This is a genomic window from Bacillus cereus group sp. Sample62 (assembly GCF_036851315.1).
GTDB lineage: Bacteria > Bacillota > Bacilli > Bacillales > Bacillaceae_G > Bacillus_A > Bacillus_A wiedmannii.
Map to the genome: position 1 here is coordinate 1089527 of NZ_JAFLPK010000001.1, position 20217 is coordinate 1109743.

Sequence of the window (20217 nt, forward strand, 5' to 3'; positions counted from 1 at the left end):
TTACCACACCTACTAGTTATAGCTTATTAAGTTACGTATTCATTGTATTATGTTTTAAAATAGGGAACAAGACATATAGATAAAAAGCCCTAGTTTTAAATGGTTGGTTTGTCATATACAATTTGCTTGTGAGATGCCTATAAGTTAAGGTTTTCATTCAACTTTACTTCTTGTTAAATAAACAAACAAACATAACTAAAAAGATAAGGATACTGATAACAACGTTCAAATGAAATACACAGTAGAACTAGAAAAAGCAGTAGATCAATAAGAACAAACATATAGAATTTCAAATACTACACTTGTATTTTATAACCAAAAAACCTAATATTTAGTTTGTTGAGAAAAATTAATACAAAAAATAAGATACCGATATGAGGTGTATCATGAAAAAATTAATTACTTATGATTCTGAAATCCAGATGGCATATCTTTATTTAATTCCATCCACTTCAAATATTGAGATTGAGTCGACTGAAGAATTGGAAGAAAATCCAAAGTTGAATTTAGATATAGATCAATTTGATCGTATAGTGGGAATTGAGTTTTTTGGAGAAAATGCTGATAAATTAAAAGAATTAACAAATATGAGTAAAATCTATAAAAAGAAAGCTTCAAACGATAATGCATACATATACTCATTTAGAGTTTCTCAGGATAATTATTTGCAAAAAGTGTTATTTCAAAATGTTGTATTTTATTTTGCAGATAAGAAGTATGAAGAATTTATTGGTTTTGATATTATCAAGCCATCTTTGTATGGCCATGAGATATTAGATTCTTTAAGTGAGTAATTAGTGTTTGGATTTATGCGAAAGAGGACTCAATTAAATGGGTTCTCTTTTTAATTGAGCGGTTCTTTAAGGGTGAGAGAAATCTTGACTACAGAAAACCACCTGAAGGGGAGCCTTTAGGTGGTTTTTTGTTTTATTATGAATGTGCTAAAGTCTCGACTAAGGTGTTGTATTATAATAAAAGGTTTACTCTTAGTGAAGAAAAATTAAAGTAAAAAAAACGGTATGGACATTGCCAGCCGTATTTTTTTATGAATTTATAAAACTTTTCCATACAGTGCGTCGTCTAATATATGGGAAGGAGGAAATGATGTGGATGAATTAACGGTAGAAGCGTTTGAAATAGAAGATAAGGAACTCCTTATCGATGAAATTATGAACAAGTATGGACAAGAAGTCTTACAGCTTGTGTATTCATATGTGAACAATAAAGAGGTTGCTGAGGATGTAACGCAAGATATATTTGTGAAATGTTATAAATCTCTTCATACATACAAAGGGAAGTCGAATGTGAAAACGTGGTTATGGAGAATTGCGATAAATCAATGTAAGGACTATATAAAAAGTTGGTATAACAAAAAGGTGATCGTGACAGAGGATGAATCGGCTTATATGGGGGTTCAAAATGATAGTGTCGAACAAACTGTCATTCAAAATGCGGAGGACCGTGAGCTCGCTTCTGCAGTAATGAATTTACCGATAAAATATCGAGAAGTCATTTATCTATTTTATTATGAAGAATTATCAATTAAAGAGATTGCTATTGTAATAGACGTGAAAGAAAACACGATAAAAACGAGACTGAAAAAAGCGAAGGAGCTTTTGAAGAAAGGATTGGAGGAATAATCAAATGGAAGATCGATTAAAAGGCCTGCGAAAATCAATGGAGAATACAACGTTTAAACATTTGAGTTTTTCTGATCAGCACCAGAAGCGGGTGCGTGAAAAAATCAATCAATCGTCTGAAAAGGAAGAAGATGTCCTTTTAGCAGTGTTGCAACTTCTTATGAATGAAAAAACAGGTTATGAATTAATGCAGTTACTGCGTGGGAGAGGGATTCAAAAATTCGAAGGTGATGAAGGGTCTCTATATACTGTATTACATCGTCTAGAGCAGAATCGCTTTATCCAATCTAGCTGGGATCACGAAGGAGCTAAATATTATCAATTAAATGATAAAGGAAACAAGATGCTGCGAAAGGCAGAGAAGAATGCTACGAAGGCACGATTTATATTAAAAGGCTTAGTACAGGAGTGAGAAAAAATTGAACAAAAAAGGGGAGCATTTTTTAAAAGAAGTTACGAACCATATTAAATCAAAAGAAGCGAAGAGCTTTGTAGCAACTGAACTAGATTTTCACTTAAAACAGGCAAAGAAAACATGGATAGAAAAAGGATTAAGTGAGGAAATTGCTGAAAATAAAGCTGTGGAACAAATGGGGAGTCCGATTAAACTAGGGCAAGAACTTAATAAACTTCATAAGCCAAAGGTGGATTGGTTCTTAATTAGTTTATTAGTGATTGCGATGGGATTAGGATTTTTGCCGGTTATAGCTTTTGGATATATGAATGATTTACTAATGAATAAGGTGATATCTGTTATTCTCGGTATTGCAACAGTTGCAGTGATGATGCTGACTGATTACCGGAAGTTAGAGAGATTCGGGTGGCTGTTTTACACAATTGGTGTACTTACTTTGTTAATATTATATTGTTTTCCGAGCGTTTCGGTGGCTGGAGAACCGTTAATAAAAATTGGTCCCGTTGCAATTAGTCGCTTAATGGCGATACCTTTCTTCTTTCTAGCTTGGGCTTCTTTTTTCAATAATAGTAGGTTGAAAGTTAGATACTTTGTGGTTTTATATTTATTTTCTTTGTATTTATTCTTAATTGGATCAGCTATTGCAACAATGTTTATTTATATCACGATGGTATTCGTTATGCTTTGGTGGAGTAAATTAGGAAAGAAAAAGGCATTGATTATTACGGTTGTACCCATTTGTTTATTTATTATTAAGGTATCCTTTTCCGTGACCTCAGCAAAAACATACTACTTGGAGAGATTTTTAGGGTATATAAATCCAGAGAGTGATGCACGTGGCACAGGGTTTATGTATATACGTTTAAAAGAGAAAATGTCGTCAGCGGGTTGGTTTGGGACATATGGGGATATAAAGTCCATCCCTAATCCGGATACTGATTTTGTATTTGCAAGTTTGACTTACTATTATGGGTATTGGCTTGCGCTAATTCTTGTCTTCGTTCTTTCTCTTTTTGCAGCAAGATTAATAGTCATATCCTATAAAATAAATGATCGGTACGGTAAATTGCTGCTCGTTGGTGGAGTGACTCTTTTTGTATTCCAGTTCATTTATAATGTCGGAATGATACTAGGATTATTGCCGCATGCTGCTATATCCTTACCTTTTATTAGCTACGGATTAACGCCGACTGTATTTCATGCGCTTATAATGGGGATTGTGCTGAGTGTATATCGGCGTAAAGATATGTCGTTTAGAATGAGAAAAACACCTTAAGATTTATATAAGTTGTCTATAAAAGTATTCATTATTATGATCAAGTGCAAACGTAAATAGATAGTAGAAGAGGGTTATGATAAATAACCCTCTTTTTTATGTTTAAATAAGTGAACTTGCTTTAATAGAAGTACATAATTCAGAACGAGAAATTGATTCAGCTAGTTGCTGTAAATAGGAGTATTCTTCCGTATCTTTTTCGGAATTGTTAGAATCCAATAAAGGCGAAGAAAGAAGTACATCAATCGTAAGTATCTCTGCATCATGAGAAATGATGTTATAACCTGCAAATACAGGCCGTTTTAAGTCTTTTACTTTTTGAATCATCTGATGAAATTTCGTAACATTTATATTGATTTTTGCTAATGGAAAGCATTTGTGGGCGGGATTCTCGATAGTTTTTCTAATTTTATAATCGTATACGTAATAGTAGTTTTCTTGTTCTTCTAGTTTTTGTAACTCTTTCGTTAATAAATGGTATGTATCTGTAAGACCAGTTGTGAGTGCATCTCGTTCTGCGCCAACTAATAATGTGAAAGGTCTTGGTGATGAGATTGAAAGGGTGCGGACGTTTAGATCAGTAAAAGTGGGATTAGATTTTAAAATGGTATGTAATTTTTCGGTAGGAAACTCACCGTTATAAATAGCAATAAAATAATGGTTCATTTTTTCACTCCTTAGCTTTTTCTAAACTGATATATTCTACTTTAAAGGTGTAAATCCTGCATAAAAAAGAAACACCTTGAATCATCAAGGTGTTTTTGTTATAAGCTCAAAACTCTCCGAATTAGCCCCAAGTATAAAAGGACTAACTTCGCCAACGCTATAAAGTTGCAACTCATGCATCGCGCGTGTACAAGCAGTGTAGAACAATCTACGAACGCTCTCATCACTGTACACATCTTTAGAAGCGTCGTAAATAATAACAGCGTCAAATTCGATACCTTTCGCTAAGTAAGCAGGGATCACGACAATGCCTTGCTCATACTCGGCTGAGTTACTCTTCACGAGTTTAATATTCTCGATATGACTAAGTGCTTCGTAGGCAGCGGCGCTTTCAGCTGCAGATTTACATATAATTGCGATTGTATTGTGCTGTTGTTTTTGTAGTTCAGCAACTTTGGCAGTAATATGTTCGTGCAGTTCGCCGTCATTCGATACTTTCGTCACTGTAGGTTTCTCACCGTCACGTTCAAAGGCGTGAATGTGCTCTCCTTCCGGTACGAGAGCACGTGTAAATTCAATAATCGGTTTTGTTGAGCGATAGCTACGAGTTAAGTTGATACCGTTCGTTTCATCTGGTCCGTATAAGCTAGTAAGTGTATTGAAATTCACTGCTTCACTCGCATGGGCAAATATCGCTTGGTTAAAGTCTCCGAGTACAGTCATTCTTGCAGCAGGGAAGAGACGTTTTAAAAACTCAAATTGAAACGGCGAATAATCTTGCGCTTCGTCTACGAGTACGTGTTTAATCGATCTATTCGTTTGGAAGCCTTCAATTAATTCTTTTAAAAGTAAAAATGGAGTCGCATCCTCGTAATATAGCTTTCCTTCATCGAGCATGTTTACTGTTAATGAGCAAATGTCATCCCACTCTTTCGGTTTTTCCCCAGCAACCCATGATGCATCTGTGAAGAGTTGTTTATATATGCCTGTAAAATTGATGAAGCGCAATGTTTGAACGCCTTTACGAAGCGGCTTCAATTTTTTACGGACAATCATCCGTCCAAGTACTTTCGTTTCTTTCTCAAAATCATTAAAGGAGTTGTCGTCAAACTCGCCTTTTTTCTGTAAATATTTATAAGCCTTTTGGTATTCATCTTTACTAAGTAATTCAATTTCCTCTTCTACCCAAGGCTTTTTCAGTTCTGTTTTTTCAATTGCATCTATTTGTTTATTTAGCCAATCCGTTAACTTTTCAATTCGATTATGGAAGCGGAGGGAGGAGTCAGTATTGTAAAACTGCTCTGTAATTTCTTTAGCAGAAGCAATTAACTTTCCTCTAAATTTCATTCCTCTAAATAGCATGCCTGAAGATTCAAGAGATTGTCTGTACGCTTTAATCATCTCGAAAAATTGAGTAGATGCTTTAAATCGAATGCTCGCATTTCTCGTTTTATAAGTAGGGCTATTCGTTTCAGTTAACATATATTCTAATTGTTCATAAGGGTCTTCCACATCAAATGACTTACTGAGTCTATGGTTTAAATATTCTTGGAATGTCACTTGCTGCATATTTTCTTCACCGAGTTCAGGTAGTACGTTAGATACGTAGCTGTTGAACATAGAGTTAGGGGAGAAGAGAATAATTTGATCAGCTTTTAACCATTCGCGATATTTATATAGTAAGTAGGCAATTCGCTGGAGGGCAGCTGACGTTTTACCACTACCAGCAGCTCCTTGCACGATAAGTAGTCGACCTTCATCGTGACGGATAATTTCATTTTGCTCGCGCTGAATTGTAGCGACGATGCTTTGCATATGTTTGTTCGTACCTTTTCCGAGCGCTTGTTGCAAGATTTCATCGCCAATTGTAAGGCTCGTATCGAACATAGAATCAATCTCGCCATTTTGAATAATGTATTGTAATTTTTTCTCCACATTACCGTGAATTACGCCGCCTGGTGTACTGTATTCAGCTGGTCCTGGCGGATAATCGTAATAGACACTCGAAATAGGTGCGCGCCAGTCATATATAAGAAAGTTTTCTCCGCTTGCATCAGTAAGTGTAGCTACGCCGATATAAATTTTCTCCGCAGCAGATTCTCCTTCTTCTTTGAAATCAATTCGTCCGAAATAAGGTGCTTTATGCATACGTCTTAATGCGGCAAGTCGATTAAAGGTGTGCTTATGGGTAATTTGTGTGACAGCTAGTGACTGAGCTTGTTGTCTTAAGTTGATAACTGTTTCAAGGTAATCATCGAAAGTATCGGTATTCACTTTCACGTCATCCCAAAAGTGTTTACGAATATGGATTACTTCTGCCCGGCGTCTGCCAGTTTCGTTTTCCAGTTTACCAATTTGCTCCGTAATCGTTTCTATTACGGTATCCAATCGTTTTTGCTCTAAATCAAGTTTTTTGTTCATACGTAAGCACTCCTTTAAAAGTGAAAAATAGAGGTTGACTGAAGATGTGTTTTGGTGTACAATTAAGATACGGATAAATACGTTCTTTGTATTTTATAAAACGTGTTTCTGTACTAATTTAACATAGTTTCTTCATTTAATCAATGATAATAAGATAAACCTTGGTTCCGTGTGTGATGGAATCAAGGTTTTTTTGTGTTTTCCTTTAAGGAAGAATTGTAATTTTATTGAGGAGAATGTAAGTAAAGCAAAGAAGAAAATTAGGAATAGGGGATACTGATGGAAAAATACTTTGAGGAAGCACATCGTTTTTGTTCTCGTAATAGAAATCACTTGGAAAAGGATGTTATATGTGGTTGTTTCTATTGTTTAGAAATTTTCCATCCAGAAAAAATTACAGAGTGGTGGGATGATGATAACACAGCAGTTTGTCCGCATTGCGGGATTGACTCTATTGTAGGAGAAAGTTCTGGATTTAAAATCACAGAAATGTTTTTAAGTGAAATGCATAAAAGATGGTTTTAGTTAAACGAATGATAAAATTAACTTTTGTTAACGAAGAGGGTACATAAAAAAGCTCGGGCCGAAGCCCAAGCTTTTTTCAATTCATTATTTCTTTTCGTCTTTTTTAGCGTCAGTTTTCTTCTCTTCGAAAAGATCTTTTAAATCTTTATCGTCAACTTTTACGTCAGCTTTTTTGATTTCTTTCATCATAAGATCGTTCATGAACTCGCCGTCTTGTGCTTTCTTCTGAACGATTTCTTTTTTGATGTCATCTTTAGATTGTTCGAATGATTTTTCTGGTTCTTTAATGTCTGTTACTTTAATGATGTGGTAACCGAATTGTGATTTCACAGGCTCGCTTACTTCATCTTTTTTCAGTTTATAAGCAGCATCTTCGAATTCTTTAACCATTTTACCAGCTCCGAAGAATCCTAAGTCGCCACCTTTTTCTTTTGAACCAGTATCTTCAGAGTATTGTTTCGCTAACTCTTCGAAAGATTTACCTTGTCCAAGTTCTTCTTTAACTTTTTTCGCAGTCGCTTCATCTTTTACAAGAATGTGGCTTGCTTTAATTTCAGGCTTGTAGTTATCTTTTAATTCTTTATCAGTGATTGTTTTTTCAATTGCTTTTTCTTGAGCTAATTGAGCACGCACACCAGTTTTTAAAGTTTCTTCTTTAATACCTTGTTGTTTTAATAGTGTATCGAATTGATCACCGTATTGTTTTTTCATTTCATCGAACTTTTTGTCTACTTCTTTGTCTTCAACTTTGTAGTTTTTAATAAGTACTTTTTCCATAACCATGTTGTTTAGTACTTGTTTACCAGCTTGTGTCTTCATTTGATTGTAGAACTCGTCTTTTGTAATGTCACCAGCTTTAGATGTAACGATTTTGTCTGATGATGATCCTGTTCCACATGCTGATAATGCGATTACACTTGTTGCGGCTAAGGCAAGCATAGCTTTCTTCATTCAATAAACACTCCTACTATTATGTATTTTTAATTTATCCTACACCAATGAATTTTAGTTCATAAGAGCCCGATTAAGTCTCACTGATACTTTTGCTTTTTTGGTTGGTAAAGCGCGCTTAACAGGGCTTACCGAGGCTGAGGATAAAGTTAAGATGCGTGTCATTTATTTCATAGTATAAGCAATATGTACAAAATTTAATATATCATATTTCGACTCGATTTCATATTGATAAAGAAAATTTAACCAGTATGTGTCAGATTTTGAAGGTGTTCCGTATTGGGCGCATGCCGCATATATAGAAAAGAGGAGGGGATGGGGATGAATTCTCAACTTATTTTATTACTTGTACTGTTTATTTTATTGGTTATAGTAGGTATAATTTGCTTATAGAGGAAAAAAGTGAGGAAGGGGCTTCCTTCCTCACTTTCCATGAAATATAATTTCTATATAACTAGAAATTAATAAAATTGTTATACATACATTAATAACCCGAAAGACACCGGGTTGGCGGCTCGCAGCTATTTGTTTTCGTTCACACAGTGTATGTGTCATGAAATTCGTGTAAAATATAACAAGAAGTGCGAATGCGACAAAAACAACTGTTATAAGTGTCATGAGGCGAGACCTCCTTTTGGCTAAAATACATATACTTTATATATTGTATCATACGATATTTTGTTCGTGTTATAAAATTCAGAAATAGAAGACTTTGTGTTAGAAAGAGAGGGAGAAAATGGACGTTGTTAGAAGATTAGAACAAGCTGAATACTACGTAGACCTACTATTTAAAATGATTGATGAAGAAAAGTGTCCATTTTATTCTTTGATCATAAAGAAAAAAGCTCGTAAAAAAGATATTGAACGTATACTACATCTTTGTGAAATACTGAACGAGCAATATGTAGTGGAGAAAGCAGAAGGGCTTCTTTTGTTCGATGCGCTGTTAGATCAATTTGAAAAAGCGCTTCCACATCAGCTCGAAGTACACGAAACTGCGGAAGCGCTAGCAAAACAAGGTTTATTTAACCCGCTTATGAATGAATTCTTAAGCATGATTGCGAAAAAATAAATAGATTACTTCTTAACTAACTTCTGATCGGATTCTGTAAAGTTCTCTTCAATATCTTCTAACGATTTCTCAAAAATATCGATGAAGTCTTGTCCGTAAATGTTGCGCAAGATAGCGATAAGTTCGATATTTTCTGGGAACTTACCGTAAAAATTACGAAGTGCAAGAGCCCCATTAAACACTGAATTATTTTCAGGATCATACTCCTCCATTAAGCGAAGTAGTAATTCTTCCCCTTTGTCTGTAATCTCAATGTACGTATTTCGTTTATCATCTTCTTTTTTCGAGAATACAAGATAGCCGCGTTCTTCCAGCTTTTTCGAGAAGTTAAACGCCGTTGATACGTGCATAACTCCAAACTTAGCAATCTCAGAAATAGAAGCCCCTTTTAAATGATAAGCGATTGTTAAAATATGATGCTCATTAATGTTTAAATCGTAAGGCTTAATCCACATCTGCCAATCTTTCTCTACACATTTCCATAACGCTTTCGATAATTGAGCAATGCGTTGGCTGAAAATCATCGCTTCTTTTACCGAGTAATCTTTTTCTCCACTTTTCATTTACTCACCCACTTTAACATTCTTTTTCATTACTATCTATTATGCCAGTAAAATAAAAATTAATAAAGTCTTTTTGTGAGAATTGTGAAAATTTTTCGGAAAAATGACATTCTATACAAATCATGCATAACTATGGAAGCGTTTTATGAGTCGTGAATACATGTGTTGTCCTTACATGTTAAGTGATAACATATATTGTAAATGCATAAAAACACGGCATATCTGTGTGATATGCCGTGTTAAGGTCAATTTATATAAAAAATATTTGTTATATGCAAAAAACTAAGCAGGAATTTGTTTACGCTTTTTCCGGAACAGCTTCTTGTAGTTTCTCAATTGATTTTTGAATGTCCAAAATCTCTCTCTCAATATGGCGCTTGTTTTGAGAAATATCTTGCTTCCAGTTCGAAAGCGTGTCTTGCATATCGTCTTTTAATTCTTGAAACACTTCTTTACCTTCTGAAGCAGTTTCAACGATTTGACGTTTTAATAATTTTGTATCAGCTGTAATATCAGCTAAAGTCTTTTTAATATCAGTTCCTTTTTCTTTCAGCTTACCACGCATAGCTTTACCAGAAGAAGGAGTAGAGAAAAGAACAGCTAATCCAGCAACTGCTCCGCCGCAAATAACACCTGTAATAAAGGATTTAGCTTTTGACATAAAAGGAAACCTCCTTATTTTTTGTTCGTATTCATGATGTGAAGAAATATGCATATCTTTAAGACAAGGGAAAGAAAAGTGCACAGTCCCCGGCATCTTGAATGGAGAAACAAGCCGTGCAATATGTAATTACTTTAGGGAACTGGCTTGTTATGTATTACTTCTTATTATAGTGTCATTATTTCACACTATTTGCAATTATACTTGCGATGTTTTGTAAATTTTCCATTGTGTATTCATTTTGATGTGATTTCCAAACAGCACCGAAACCATCGTTTTCACCGTAGCGTGGAATTAAATGAAGGTGGAAGTGGAACACAGTTTGTCCAGCTTTTTCACCGTTATTGTTAAGTAGGTTAAAGCCAACTGGATTAAACTCTGCTTTAATCGCATTTGCGATTTTCGGAACGACAGAAAAAATGTGTGATGCGATTTCTGGCGTTAACGCAAAAATGTCTTGTTTGTGAACTTTTGGAATAACAAGAGTATGTCCTTTTGTTACTTGACTAATATCTAAAAATGCAAGCACATGTTCATCTTCGTATACTTTTGAGCAAGGGATTTGCCCGTCAATAATTTTACAAAAAATACAATTGTCCGCTGTATGGTTCATTGATCTCATCCTTTCAAGTAGCCTTAGCCGTATTTTACCATAATTATATAAGAGAACAAACACGAAAAACAGGAAGCTGACTCAGCTTCCTGTTTTCTGAAGAGGGATTGAAAAAGCATTATCGTAATTTACGTTTCGCAGACACCTCATTTATTTAAGAAATGCACGGTAAATCGGCTAAAGTTTCTGCCGTAGACACCCCATTTTCAAGTGAAATGAATTGCAATCTTTATAAAAGGAAATTGTTTATTTTTTAAAACAGTATATGCTCTTTCGGAGACACCCCGTTTCTAAAATGAAACAAATGATCTGGTTATGTGTAAATTTCTTTGTCCAACATGGACACCCCATTTCATGATGACTTCACTATGTTGTTGTACTCATCAATTGGTGGTTGCTTTTTCAATGTGTTCCTTCTTCACTAATTATGATGTCCGCTTTCGTAAAAATATATGCTAACAAATTTAAATTTTTTTTGAGAGCATCGATACTATGTAGTACAGCGCTATTTTTGGTAAGATGAATATAGAATGAATACTAATGAAGAAAGTGGTGTCGTATGAGCGAGTTATTGCGTGTAGAAAATGTTACAGGAGGATATACGAAACGACCTGTACTAAAAGATGTTTCGTTCTCTGTGAATAAAGGCGAACTTGTCGGCTTAATCGGTTTAAATGGAGCCGGGAAAAGTACGACAATTAAACATATTATCGGTTTAATGGAACCGAAAAAAGGAACTGTCACAATTAATGGGAAAACAATTCGTGATGATATGACAGCGTACCGTTCTAGTTTTTCGTTCATCCCAGAAACACCAGTATTATATGACGAGCTAACGTTAGAAGAACATTTGAAATTAACAGCGATGGCGTATGGTGTCGATGAACAACAATATGAAGAACGTGTAGGACAACTATTACAAGAATTTCGCATGAAAAATCGTTTAAAATGGTTTCCGTCTCATTTCTCAAAAGGGATGAAACAAAAAGTAATGATTATGAGTGCGTTTTTAGTGGAACCATCTCTGTACATCGTGGACGAACCTTTCGTTGGGCTTGATCCGTTAGCGATTCAATCCCTACTTCAAATGATGGATCAAATGAAAAAGAGCGGTGCAGGAATCTTAATGAGTACACATATTTTAGCGACGGCAGAGCGTTATTGTGATTCGTTTATTATTTTGCATCAAGGTGAAGTAAGAGCGAAGGGAACATTATCTGAACTGCAATCCGATTTTAATATGCCAGGTGCAACGCTAGATGATATTTATATTGCATTAACGAAGGAAGAAGATTATGAATAGCACAGCATTATGGAAAGAACGATTTCGTCACTTTCTAAAAGAAGTTCGTACATATAGTAAATACGTATTTAATGATCATTTGAAATTTATTTTCGTATTCATCATCGGCGCAGGGGCGTATTATTACCAGCAATGGTTACAAACGTTAACACCTTCGTTTCCGACAGCGCTCGTTATGGCAGTGTTGCTCGGTCTCGTATTAACGGCCGGATCCATTCAAACGTTATTAAAAGAAGCGGATCTCGTTTACTTACTGCCAGTTGAAGAAAAGTTAAAACCTTACTTTACAAAGGCATTTCTCTTTACGTTTATGATTCAGTTATACATAATCGCAATCGTAGCGGCAGCGCTTGCTCCGTTATACTTCCAGCAAATGAAGCAAACAGGAGCGGCTTACATATGGATTGTACTCGCGTTTGTCATTGTAAAAGCGTGGAACTTATTCGTAGCATGGGAAAAATCATTTTTAACAGATCAAAATATACAAAGAGCTGATTGGTTCATTCGTTTTATTTTAAACGGCTTATTTGTGTACTTCCTTGTAGAGCGTACTTCCGTTATTTTTGTTGGCGGAATCGTCCTTCTCATGATGTTATACCTCGTAGTACTGCATCAAATGGTGAAGGGAAAGCCGCTAAACTGGGAGTATTTAATTTCTGAAGAAGGTAAGAAAATGATGCTGTTGTACCGCATCGCGAATATGTTCATTGATGTACCAGCATTAAAAGAAAGAGTAGCACGTAGAAAATGGCTTGATTTCATTCTTTCGATGATTGGTGAAAAGCGTACATATTTATACTTATATACGAGAACGTTTTTACGATCTGGTAACTATTTCGGTTTATATGTGCGCCTGCTCGCTCTTGGAGGAGTTATTCTTTACTTCATTCCGTTCTTATATGGACGATTTATCGTAAGCCTTATTTTCCTATACTTAATCGGTTATCAGCTATTAACTTTATGGAAGCATCACCGCATGAAGATTTGGCTTGATTTGTATCCCGTCGGGGGAGAAGAGAAGAAGAAAGATTTTCTTGTATTATTAAATGCAATCCTTATTATCGGCAGCGTGATATTTACAGTTATATTCGCCCTTGCGACGAAAGATTTCATGATGACGGGAATTTTATTAGTCGTAAGCATAGTATTTAGTATCGGTTTCGTTTATCAATACGGGGCGAAACGTATTGAGCGTTTAAATTGAAGGGAATGAACCTATGATTACATACGAAGAGAAGGTTATAAAAGAATTGGAGCAGTGGAAAGCTACATTCATGAAAGATTCTTCTATGATGACACGGTTCTCTAAGAAAGTGCAGACGAAAGTACAACAGCTTATTCCGGCGAAAGTGCAAAAAGTATTAACGGAAACGATTCGGATGATGGTGCAAACGATTAGTGCTGGATCAAACTTTATAAAGCCGAAATTAAAAGAGACGAACTGGTCATTGCAAAGACGGGACGACGAAGTGCGTAAAAAAATGGATGAGTACAAAAAAATAGCAGCGGCAGAAGGAGCAGGGACGGGAGCTGGCGGTATTCTTCTTGGCCTTGCTGACTTTCCGCTTTTACTCGGCATTAAAATTAAATTTTTATTCGATGCAGCAACGTTGTACGGATTTGATACGAGCAACAAAGAAGAGCGCCTTTTTATCCTTCACGTTTTCCAACTTGCCTTTTCAAGTGACGACCATCGAAAAGAAATATGGAAAGCAATCGAAACGTGGGATACAGAAGAAGAAAATCATATGGACTGGGAAAAGTTCCAAACAGAGTACCGAGACTATATCGATTTAGCAAAAATGCTTCAGCTCGTACCAATAATCGGTGCCCCAGTCGGCGCATATGCGAACTATCAATTACTGCAAAGACTCGGAGAGGTGACGATGAATTGTTATCGTATGCGATTGCTGAATAGAAATTAAAAAGAAAGCACCCTACATGTGTAATGTAGGGTGCTTTTTGTTATTTTTATTCATATTTTTCATCTTTTTACCAATAATATACAAATAGAGTTACTTGAGATTACTTTACTGTATTTAGGGGTGCAAATATGAAAGTATCAATTTTTATCACTTGTGTGGCAGATGTTTTTTATCCAGAGGTCGGAAGTGATGTCGTCGAAATTCTTGAAGATTTAGGGTGTGAAGTTGATTTTCCTAAAAGCCAAACTTGCTGCGGCCAACCTGCTTATAATAGCGGGTATTTGAAAGAAACGAAAACAGCGGCAAAACATATGATTGAAACCTTTGCTAGTTCAGAATATGTTGTGGCACCATCGGGTTCGTGCGCGATGATGGTTCACGAGTTTTCTACCTTATTTTCTGACAGTGAAATGGAGTGGAAGAAAAAAGCGAATGAACTTGCGAAGAAAACGTATGAATTTACACAATTTCTCGTTGAAGTATTAGGGAAAGAAGACTTAGGTGCGGAGCTTCATAAAAAAGCTACGGTTCATACCTCTTGTCATATGAGCCGATTAATGGGAATTAAAGAACCACCGCAAAAATTATTAAAATGTGTCAAGGGACTGGAAGTAGTTTCGCTGCCGCATAATTATGATTGCTGCGGATTTGGAGGGACATTTTCAGTGAAGATGCCAGAAATCTCTGAACAAATGGTTGAGGAGAAAGTAAAGCATATTATGGAAACCGGTGCGGACTTATTAATTGGGATGGATTGTAGCTGCTTAATGAATATAAAAGGACGTTTAACACGAAATGGCTATCCAATTGATGTAAAACATATTGCTCAAGTATTAAATGAGGACCGAAAATAAGAGGGGGATATAAAGATGGGAATGAGAATTGGGAACGATCCCTTTCATAAGCGTACTGCAACCGGTATTGGCGATCAATTTATGCGACAGGCTGTTAGGAAAGCACAAGATGGTCTTAGGGGCAAGAAATTAAAAGCGACTGAGAGTCTTGGGAATTGGGAAGAATGGCGAGCTTTAGGAGAAGAAATTCGAAAGCATACATTAGAAAATCTTGATTATTATTTATATGAGCTAAGTGAAAAGATTGAGAAAAACGGTGGCTTTGTTTATTTTGCAAAGACGGCAGAAGACGCAAGGGAATACGTAAAAGAAATTGTAAAAAAGAAAAACGCGAAAAAAATTGTGAAATCAAAATCGATGGTAACGGAAGAAATTAGTTTGAATGAGGCGATTGAAGAAGCTGGAGCGGAAGTGCTAGAAACAGATCTTGCTGAATTTATTCTACAAGTGAACGACCACGATCCGCCGTCACATATTGTTGTTCCATGCCTTCACAAAGATAAAGAACATATTTGTGAAATATTTAAAACAAAGTTACATTACACTGGAACATCTGACCCTACGGAAATGGCGAGGTTTGTAAGAAGCTATTTACGTGATGATTTCTTTGCAGCAGATATAGGAGTGACTGGATGTAACTTTGCGGTTGCAGAGTCCGGGTCCATTTCTATCGTAGCAAATGAAGGAAATGCAAGGCTTACTACGACACTGCCGAAAACGCTAATTACAGTTATGGGGATGGAGCGTATTGTTCCGACATGGGAAGAGCTTGATGTGTTAGTAACACTTCTATGTCGAAGTTCTGTAGGACAAAAGTTAACGAGTTATATTACGGGATTAACGGAGCCTGGCGGGACAGATGGACCTGAGGAATTTCATCTAGTCATCGTGGATAATGGTCGTTCCGATATTGTAGGAACAGAATTTCAAAGTGTTCTGCAGTGTATTCGCTGCGCAGCATGTATTAATGTGTGTCCTGTATACAGACATATTGGCGGACATGCATATGGCTCTATTTATCCAGGACCAATTGGAGCTGTGTTAACACCGCTTTTAGGGGGATATGATGAATATAAGGATTTACCTTATGCATCTAGCCTTTGTGGTGCTTGTACAGAAGCGTGTCCAGTGAAAATCCCGTTACACGACTTATTAATTAAACATCGCAGCCGCATAGTAGAAGAAAAACGATCACCTGTAGCTTGGAACGCGGCGATGAAAGGTTTCGAAAAAGTAGTGAAGAGTCCTAGCTTATTTTCTTTTGCTGCGAAGAGCGCTCCGTATGCATTAAAACCTCTCGCGAAAGGTGATAAAATCGAGCGCGGCATTGGGCCGTTAAAAGCGTGGACGGATGCGAGAGATTTCCCAGTTCCGAAAAAACAACCGTTTCGAAAGTGGTTTGAAAAACACGTAAAGGAGAACGATGATGGCCATCCAAAATCGTGAGGAATTTTTACTCCAATTATCAGAAAAGCTTGGTAGAAAACGTCCTGAAGCAGTGGAAAAGCCGAAATGGTCTTTTGCCCCGCAGTGGACTGTTTTTGATGGACTTGCGCAAGACGAACTTGTATTACAATTAATAGAGCACTGCGAAGTCATTCATACAGAAGTAAAGCGAACAACGAAAGAAAATCTTGTTGAAACATTGGGGTCTTTACTAAAAGAATGGAATATTACATCTGCTATGTGTGCGAATGATGAGCGCTTTAATGAGTATGGCCTTACTCCATTTTTCAAAACTGAAGGTACAACACAGTTTCGTACGTGGGGATTAGATCATAAAGAAGAGGATATAAAATTTGCGAAAGCTGCTGACCTAGGCATTACGTTCAGCGATATGACTTTAGCAGAATCAGGAACCGTTGTGCTATTTAATGACGGCTTAAAGGGGAGGCATGTTAGTCTTCTTCCGGAGTCGTACATTGCAATCGTTCCTAAAAGTACGATCGTACCAAGATTAACTCAAGCTACAAAACGAATCCATGATCAAAATACATCAGGAAAAAAACTGCCCGCTTGTGTAAATTTCGTTTCTGGTCCATCAAATAGCGCGGATATTGAAATGAACCTTGTCGTAGGTGTACATGGGCCGATCCGAACAGCGTATATTATAGTGGATGATCAATAATGAAACACATAAAATAGAAAGCACTGGCCGCTAATACAGCCAGTGCTTTCTATTTTATGTACCCTTACTAGTGAAAGTTAAAGACCAAGTCCACTATAGCTGACTCCAACTACGATTAATACGATAAAGAGCACAATGAGTAATATATACCCGCTACTAACGCTCTTACCATCTTGTCCAGCTTCACCGCCGCCAGTGCCACCACTACCGCCTTTACCGCCAAGTCCCATAGGAATGTCCTCCTTATTGTTATATGTTGCTTTTACTTTATACTTTTCTGTATTTACCAATAAATTCCTTCCGCAGCGTTAACTAACTTGCAAATCATTTCGTTTCATTTTATAATTTATTTACCGACCGGTAAGTAAAAATAAGTGAGGTACAGTATGACAAAGAATTTACAAACATCGCAAAACATTGTCGAGGCATCATTTAAACTCATGGCAGAGCACGGCATTGAGAAGATGAGCCTTTCCATGATCGCGAAAGAGGTAGGTATTTCAAAACCGGCTATTTACTATCATTTTTCTTCTAAAGAAGCGTTAGTTGATTTTTTATTTGAAGAAATTTTTTCTGGGTATCATTTCGTGAGTTATTTCGATAAAGAACAATATACGAAAGAAAACTTTGCAGAAAAATTAATTGCCGATGGTTTACATATGCTCTCTGAGTATGAAGGACAAGAAGGAATACTACGCGTCATAAATGAATTCATCGTAACTGCATCGCGAAATGAAAAGTATCAGAAACGCTTATTTGAAATACAAGAAGATTTCTTAAATGGTTTCCACGATTTATTGAAGAAAGGTGTAGAACTTGACGTTGTGTCACAACATGCAACGGAAGAAAATGCTCATACGTTAGCGCTCGTAATCGATAATATGAGTAATTACATGCTCATGGGATTCGAGTTAAAGTATAAAGAAATTTGGATTCGAAATGTGAAAAACGTAATGAAGGAGGAATAAAAGTGAAAATGCAAAAAAACTGGTGGCTCGGTTTTCTTGGATTCATTGGGATTTATAAAATACCAGGTATGATTGAAGCTTTTCAAGCGGATGGAAGTTGGCTGAAGTTAATCGGTTTCATTTGGTTACTTTGGTTCGGATATTTTATTCCTGAGAAGAAAGATAATTGAATTACAATTTTCTGTAAAGTTATGTAAAATATAGATTGAGAGTATTCATATATTAGATTACTAGATTTGGAGTGGTTACATGGATCCATTGAAAAATGAAATTCACCCTGACATGGTCAAGGTGTGGAAAGTTCGTGCTGTAATTGAAGAAGGGATCGGTATTCTTGTCATTTTAGCTTATCTTTTCCTCATGATAAAGTTTGATTGGTGGGCGTGGATTTTGTATGTGATGGTTGGGTTAACAGTTGCGCTAGCACCATTTTCATACTTCGTATTCCCGAAACTGCGTCAGCGTTATTACAGCTACCAACTAAATGAAGAAGAACTTGAAATTCAGCACGGTCTTTTCGTCGTAAAGCGCGTATTAGTACCGATGATTCGTGTACAGCACGTTACGATTGAACAAGGGCCGATTATGAGAAAATATGGATTAGCACAATTACACATTTCAACAGCGGCAACTTCTCACAGCATCCCAGGCTTAACGATGTATGAAGCAGAAATGTTGAAAACGAAAATCGCAGAATTAGCGAAAGTGAGTGATGAGGATGTATAAGAGGCAGCATCCAATCACGATGTTATTAGAATTAAAAATAACAGATTTTATACCACTCATTATTTTCATGTTTAGTTTAAACGGAAAGTTCCCGTTTTGGTATTTAATTCCTGCTGGATTCGGTTTACTCACCGTCTTTTCAGCGTTTGAAAAGTGGTATTACACAACATATTGGGTTGAAAATAACGTATTACATGTGAAACAAGGGCTCTTTGTGAAGAAGGAGAGCTATTTAAATAAAGAACGTGTGCAAACGATTCATACAAGTTCTAACGTGTTATATCAAATGCTTGGCTTAAAGAAAATTCAAATCGAAACAGCTGGCGGAGGCGACGATGCAGAAGTAAGCTTAGCTGGAATTACAGTAGAAGAAGCAACAGAGCTTATTGCAATGCTAAATGAGCCAACTCCAGAAGTGAAAGCAGAAGAAACGTTAGGCGAAGCAACGGAAAATGCAGTAGAAAAAGAAATTGTAACAGAGGAAAAGCAAGCGACTGAATATAAATTAACTTGGAAAGAAATTTTGCTAGCGTCTGTTACATCTGGTCAGTTTGGACTATTATTCTCATTAATCTTTTTTGTGTATCACCAAGTAGATGAGTACATTCCGAAATGGATAGAGAATGGCGTAAAGTCTTATGTAATGGAACATGATATATATGGCTGGATTTTTATGATAGCTATTTTGCTCGTCCTTTCGTGGGTTATATCGACAATTGGTTACGCGTTAAAACATGGAGATTTCACAGTGAATCGAAGAAATGATGAAGTCCGCATTTCGCAAGGATTACTTGAAAAAAAAGAACTCGTACTAAAATTGCATCGTATTCAAGGTATTACGATAAAAGAAAGTATTTTACGTCAGCCATTCGGTTATTGTGCTGTGCAAGTAGAAGTCATTCAAAGTAAAGGACTGGGTGACGAGAAAGAAAAAGTTACACTGCATCCTATCATTCGAAAAGATCGCGTACAACAGTTACTCGCGCATTTACAATTACCATACGAACTGAATACAAACATTATTTCATTACCAAAAGCAGCATTACGCCGCTATCTCATTGATAGTTTCATCTTTTTCGCAATGCTAGCAATCCCGCTTATTGGAATAAGTATATACTCTGAAAAGCACTTTATCATGTGGGCATTAATTCCGCTCGCGATTCTCATCTTTACACTTGGATACGCAACATTTAAAACAAATGGTTATGGTGTAAACGGGGAGCAAATTACGCTTGTATATCGCAGCGTCGGCAAATATACAGGACTTGTTAGAAGAAGACACGTCCAATCAATGGAAAAGACACAATCATATTTCCAGCGCCGTGCAAATTTATGTACGTATAAGTTCTCTAACGCATCATCGAATTATAAATTAGAGCATACGAGAGTAGAAGATGCGGAGAGAATGCAGGATTGGTATAAGAAGAAATTAAGTGAGAATTAAATAGAATGGCTCGTCTTTTGCGGAAGGCGGGCTATTTTTTTATGTAAAAATAATGAATAATATATG

At 36.3% G+C, this 20217-nt stretch carries 25 protein-coding genes; 17 read left to right on the plus strand and 8 right to left on the minus strand.

The window, feature by feature from the left end; genetic code table 11:
* Window positions 1-386: 386 nt before the first annotated feature.
* The 4 genes from J0835_RS05480 to J0835_RS05495 all read left to right on the plus strand — a co-directional run bounded on the left by J0835_RS05480 (window position 387) and on the right by J0835_RS05495 (window position 3331).
* Window positions 387-794, plus strand: a complete 408-nt coding sequence (locus J0835_RS05480; protein ID WP_087979699.1) for a DUF2283 domain-containing protein — start codon at window positions 387-389, stop codon at window positions 792-794.
* Between the two features lie 312 nt (window positions 795-1106).
* Entirely contained in the window at window positions 1107-1640 is a 534-nt protein-coding gene (locus tag J0835_RS05485; protein ID WP_087979700.1) for a sigma-70 family RNA polymerase sigma factor, read from the plus strand.
* A 4-nt stretch (window positions 1641-1644) separates the two neighbouring features.
* Window positions 1645-2052, plus strand: a complete 408-nt coding sequence (locus tag J0835_RS05490) for a PadR family transcriptional regulator (RefSeq protein WP_087979701.1) — start codon at window positions 1645-1647, stop codon at window positions 2050-2052.
* Between the two features lie 7 nt (window positions 2053-2059).
* On the plus strand, window positions 2060-3331 hold the full coding sequence (locus tag J0835_RS05495; RefSeq protein ID WP_087979702.1) for an FtsW/RodA/SpoVE family cell cycle protein: 1272 nt from the start codon (window positions 2060-2062) through the stop codon (window positions 3329-3331).
* A gap of 102 nt (window positions 3332-3433) precedes the next feature.
* On the opposite strand, the gene J0835_RS05500 is transcribed toward J0835_RS05495, so the two are convergent.
* Complete coding sequence (locus J0835_RS05500; RefSeq protein WP_087979703.1) at window positions 3434-3997, minus strand: hypothetical protein; 564 nt, start codon at window positions 3995-3997, stop codon at window positions 3434-3436.
* Window positions 3998-4081: 84 nt separating this feature from the next.
* Window positions 4082-6418 (minus strand): RNA polymerase recycling motor HelD, encoded by a 2337-nt coding sequence (gene helD / locus J0835_RS05505; protein WP_087979704.1) that lies wholly within the window; start codon window positions 6416-6418, stop codon window positions 4082-4084.
* Window positions 6419-6697: 279 nt separating this feature from the next.
* Between helD and J0835_RS05510 the strand changes: the two genes are divergently transcribed.
* Window positions 6698-6943 carry a cytoplasmic protein gene (locus tag J0835_RS05510; protein ID WP_087979705.1) on the plus strand — a complete coding sequence of 82 codons (246 nt, stop codon included), beginning with the start codon at window positions 6698-6700 and terminating at the stop codon, window positions 6941-6943.
* A gap of 84 nt (window positions 6944-7027) precedes the next feature.
* Here J0835_RS05510 and prsA read toward each other — a convergent pair whose 3' ends face one another.
* Window positions 7028-7894: a peptidylprolyl isomerase PrsA gene (gene prsA / locus J0835_RS05515; RefSeq protein ID WP_087979706.1), complete on the minus strand. Its 867-nt coding sequence runs from the start codon at window positions 7892-7894 to the stop codon at window positions 7028-7030.
* 279 nt (window positions 7895-8173) lie between these two features.
* Here prsA and J0835_RS05520 point away from each other — a divergent pair, with 279 nt between their 5' ends.
* Window positions 8174-8287, plus strand: coding sequence for a hypothetical protein (locus J0835_RS05520; protein WP_002007073.1), 114 nt, complete (start codon window positions 8174-8176; stop codon window positions 8285-8287).
* A 30-nt stretch (window positions 8288-8317) separates the two neighbouring features.
* On the opposite strand, the gene J0835_RS05525 is transcribed toward J0835_RS05520, so the two are convergent.
* On the minus strand, window positions 8318-8512 hold the full coding sequence (locus tag J0835_RS05525; protein ID WP_000172690.1) for a hypothetical protein: 195 nt from the start codon (window positions 8510-8512) through the stop codon (window positions 8318-8320).
* Between the two features lie 118 nt (window positions 8513-8630).
* Here J0835_RS05525 and J0835_RS05530 point away from each other — a divergent pair, with 118 nt between their 5' ends.
* Window positions 8631-8966 (plus strand): DUF1878 family protein, encoded by a 336-nt coding sequence (locus J0835_RS05530; protein ID WP_087979707.1) that lies wholly within the window; start codon window positions 8631-8633, stop codon window positions 8964-8966.
* A gap of 5 nt (window positions 8967-8971) precedes the next feature.
* Here the strand turns inward: J0835_RS05530 and J0835_RS05535 are convergent, their stop codons facing one another.
* From J0835_RS05535 to J0835_RS05545, 3 genes are all read right to left on the minus strand, one after another.
* Window positions 8972-9529 carry an HTH-type transcriptional regulator Hpr gene (locus J0835_RS05535; RefSeq protein ID WP_000834918.1) on the minus strand — a complete coding sequence of 186 codons (558 nt, stop codon included), beginning with the start codon at window positions 9527-9529 and terminating at the stop codon, window positions 8972-8974.
* A gap of 298 nt (window positions 9530-9827) precedes the next feature.
* Window positions 9828-10190: a YtxH domain-containing protein gene (locus J0835_RS05540; RefSeq protein WP_087979708.1), complete on the minus strand. Its 363-nt coding sequence runs from the start codon at window positions 10188-10190 to the stop codon at window positions 9828-9830.
* A gap of 178 nt (window positions 10191-10368) precedes the next feature.
* The gene (locus tag J0835_RS05545) at window positions 10369-10803 is read right to left on the minus strand and encodes an HIT family protein (RefSeq protein ID WP_333728062.1); all 435 of its coding nucleotides are present in this window, start codon (window positions 10801-10803) and stop codon (window positions 10369-10371) included.
* A 559-nt stretch (window positions 10804-11362) separates the two neighbouring features.
* Between J0835_RS05545 and ecsA the strand changes: the two genes are divergently transcribed.
* The 6 genes from ecsA (at window position 11363) to J0835_RS05575 (ending at window position 17013) form a co-directional block, all read left to right on the plus strand.
* Window positions 11363-12106 carry an ABC transporter ATP-binding protein EcsA gene (gene ecsA, locus J0835_RS05550; protein WP_001292606.1) on the plus strand — a complete coding sequence of 248 codons (744 nt, stop codon included), beginning with the start codon at window positions 11363-11365 and terminating at the stop codon, window positions 12104-12106.
* Window positions 12099-13310: an ABC transporter permease EcsB gene (ecsB, locus tag J0835_RS05555; RefSeq protein WP_087979709.1), complete on the plus strand. Its 1212-nt coding sequence runs from the start codon at window positions 12099-12101 to the stop codon at window positions 13308-13310. Before ecsA ends, ecsB begins: the two co-directional genes overlap by 8 nt.
* Before the next feature lie 13 nt (window positions 13311-13323).
* Window positions 13324-14031, plus strand: coding sequence for an ecs operon protein EcsC (gene ecsC, locus J0835_RS05560; protein WP_000634133.1), 708 nt, complete (start codon window positions 13324-13326; stop codon window positions 14029-14031).
* A gap of 128 nt (window positions 14032-14159) precedes the next feature.
* A complete protein-coding gene (locus J0835_RS05565; RefSeq protein ID WP_087979710.1) occupies window positions 14160-14885 on the plus strand; it encodes a (Fe-S)-binding protein in 726 nt (241 codons plus the stop codon).
* A 15-nt stretch (window positions 14886-14900) separates the two neighbouring features.
* Window positions 14901-16331, plus strand: a complete 1431-nt coding sequence (locus J0835_RS05570) for a LutB/LldF family L-lactate oxidation iron-sulfur protein (RefSeq protein WP_087979711.1) — start codon at window positions 14901-14903, stop codon at window positions 16329-16331.
* Window positions 16312-17013, plus strand: a complete 702-nt coding sequence (locus J0835_RS05575) for a LutC/YkgG family protein (protein ID WP_087979712.1) — start codon at window positions 16312-16314, stop codon at window positions 17011-17013. The genes J0835_RS05570 and J0835_RS05575 overlap by 20 nt, the downstream gene beginning before the upstream one ends.
* 77 nt (window positions 17014-17090) lie before the next feature.
* Here the strand turns inward: J0835_RS05575 and yjcZ are convergent, their stop codons facing one another.
* Window positions 17091-17243, minus strand: a complete 153-nt coding sequence (gene yjcZ, locus J0835_RS05580) for a sporulation protein YjcZ (RefSeq protein ID WP_087979713.1) — start codon at window positions 17241-17243, stop codon at window positions 17091-17093.
* Window positions 17244-17399: 156 nt separating this feature from the next.
* Here yjcZ and J0835_RS05585 point away from each other — a divergent pair, with 156 nt between their 5' ends.
* The 4 genes from J0835_RS05585 (at window position 17400) to J0835_RS05600 (ending at window position 20151) form a co-directional block, all read left to right on the plus strand.
* Entirely contained in the window at window positions 17400-17981 is a 582-nt protein-coding gene (locus J0835_RS05585; RefSeq protein ID WP_087979714.1) for a TetR/AcrR family transcriptional regulator, read from the plus strand.
* 2 nt (window positions 17982-17983) lie between these two features.
* The gene (locus tag J0835_RS05590) at window positions 17984-18151 is read left to right on the plus strand and encodes a hypothetical protein (RefSeq protein ID WP_063222392.1); all 168 of its coding nucleotides are present in this window, start codon (window positions 17984-17986) and stop codon (window positions 18149-18151) included.
* A gap of 79 nt (window positions 18152-18230) precedes the next feature.
* Window positions 18231-18707, plus strand: coding sequence for a PH domain-containing protein (locus tag J0835_RS05595; RefSeq protein WP_087979716.1), 477 nt, complete (start codon window positions 18231-18233; stop codon window positions 18705-18707).
* Window positions 18700-20151 (plus strand): PH domain-containing protein, encoded by a 1452-nt coding sequence (locus J0835_RS05600; protein ID WP_087979717.1) that lies wholly within the window; start codon window positions 18700-18702, stop codon window positions 20149-20151. The genes J0835_RS05595 and J0835_RS05600 overlap by 8 nt, the downstream gene beginning before the upstream one ends.
* Window positions 20152-20217: the final 66 nt, after the last annotated feature.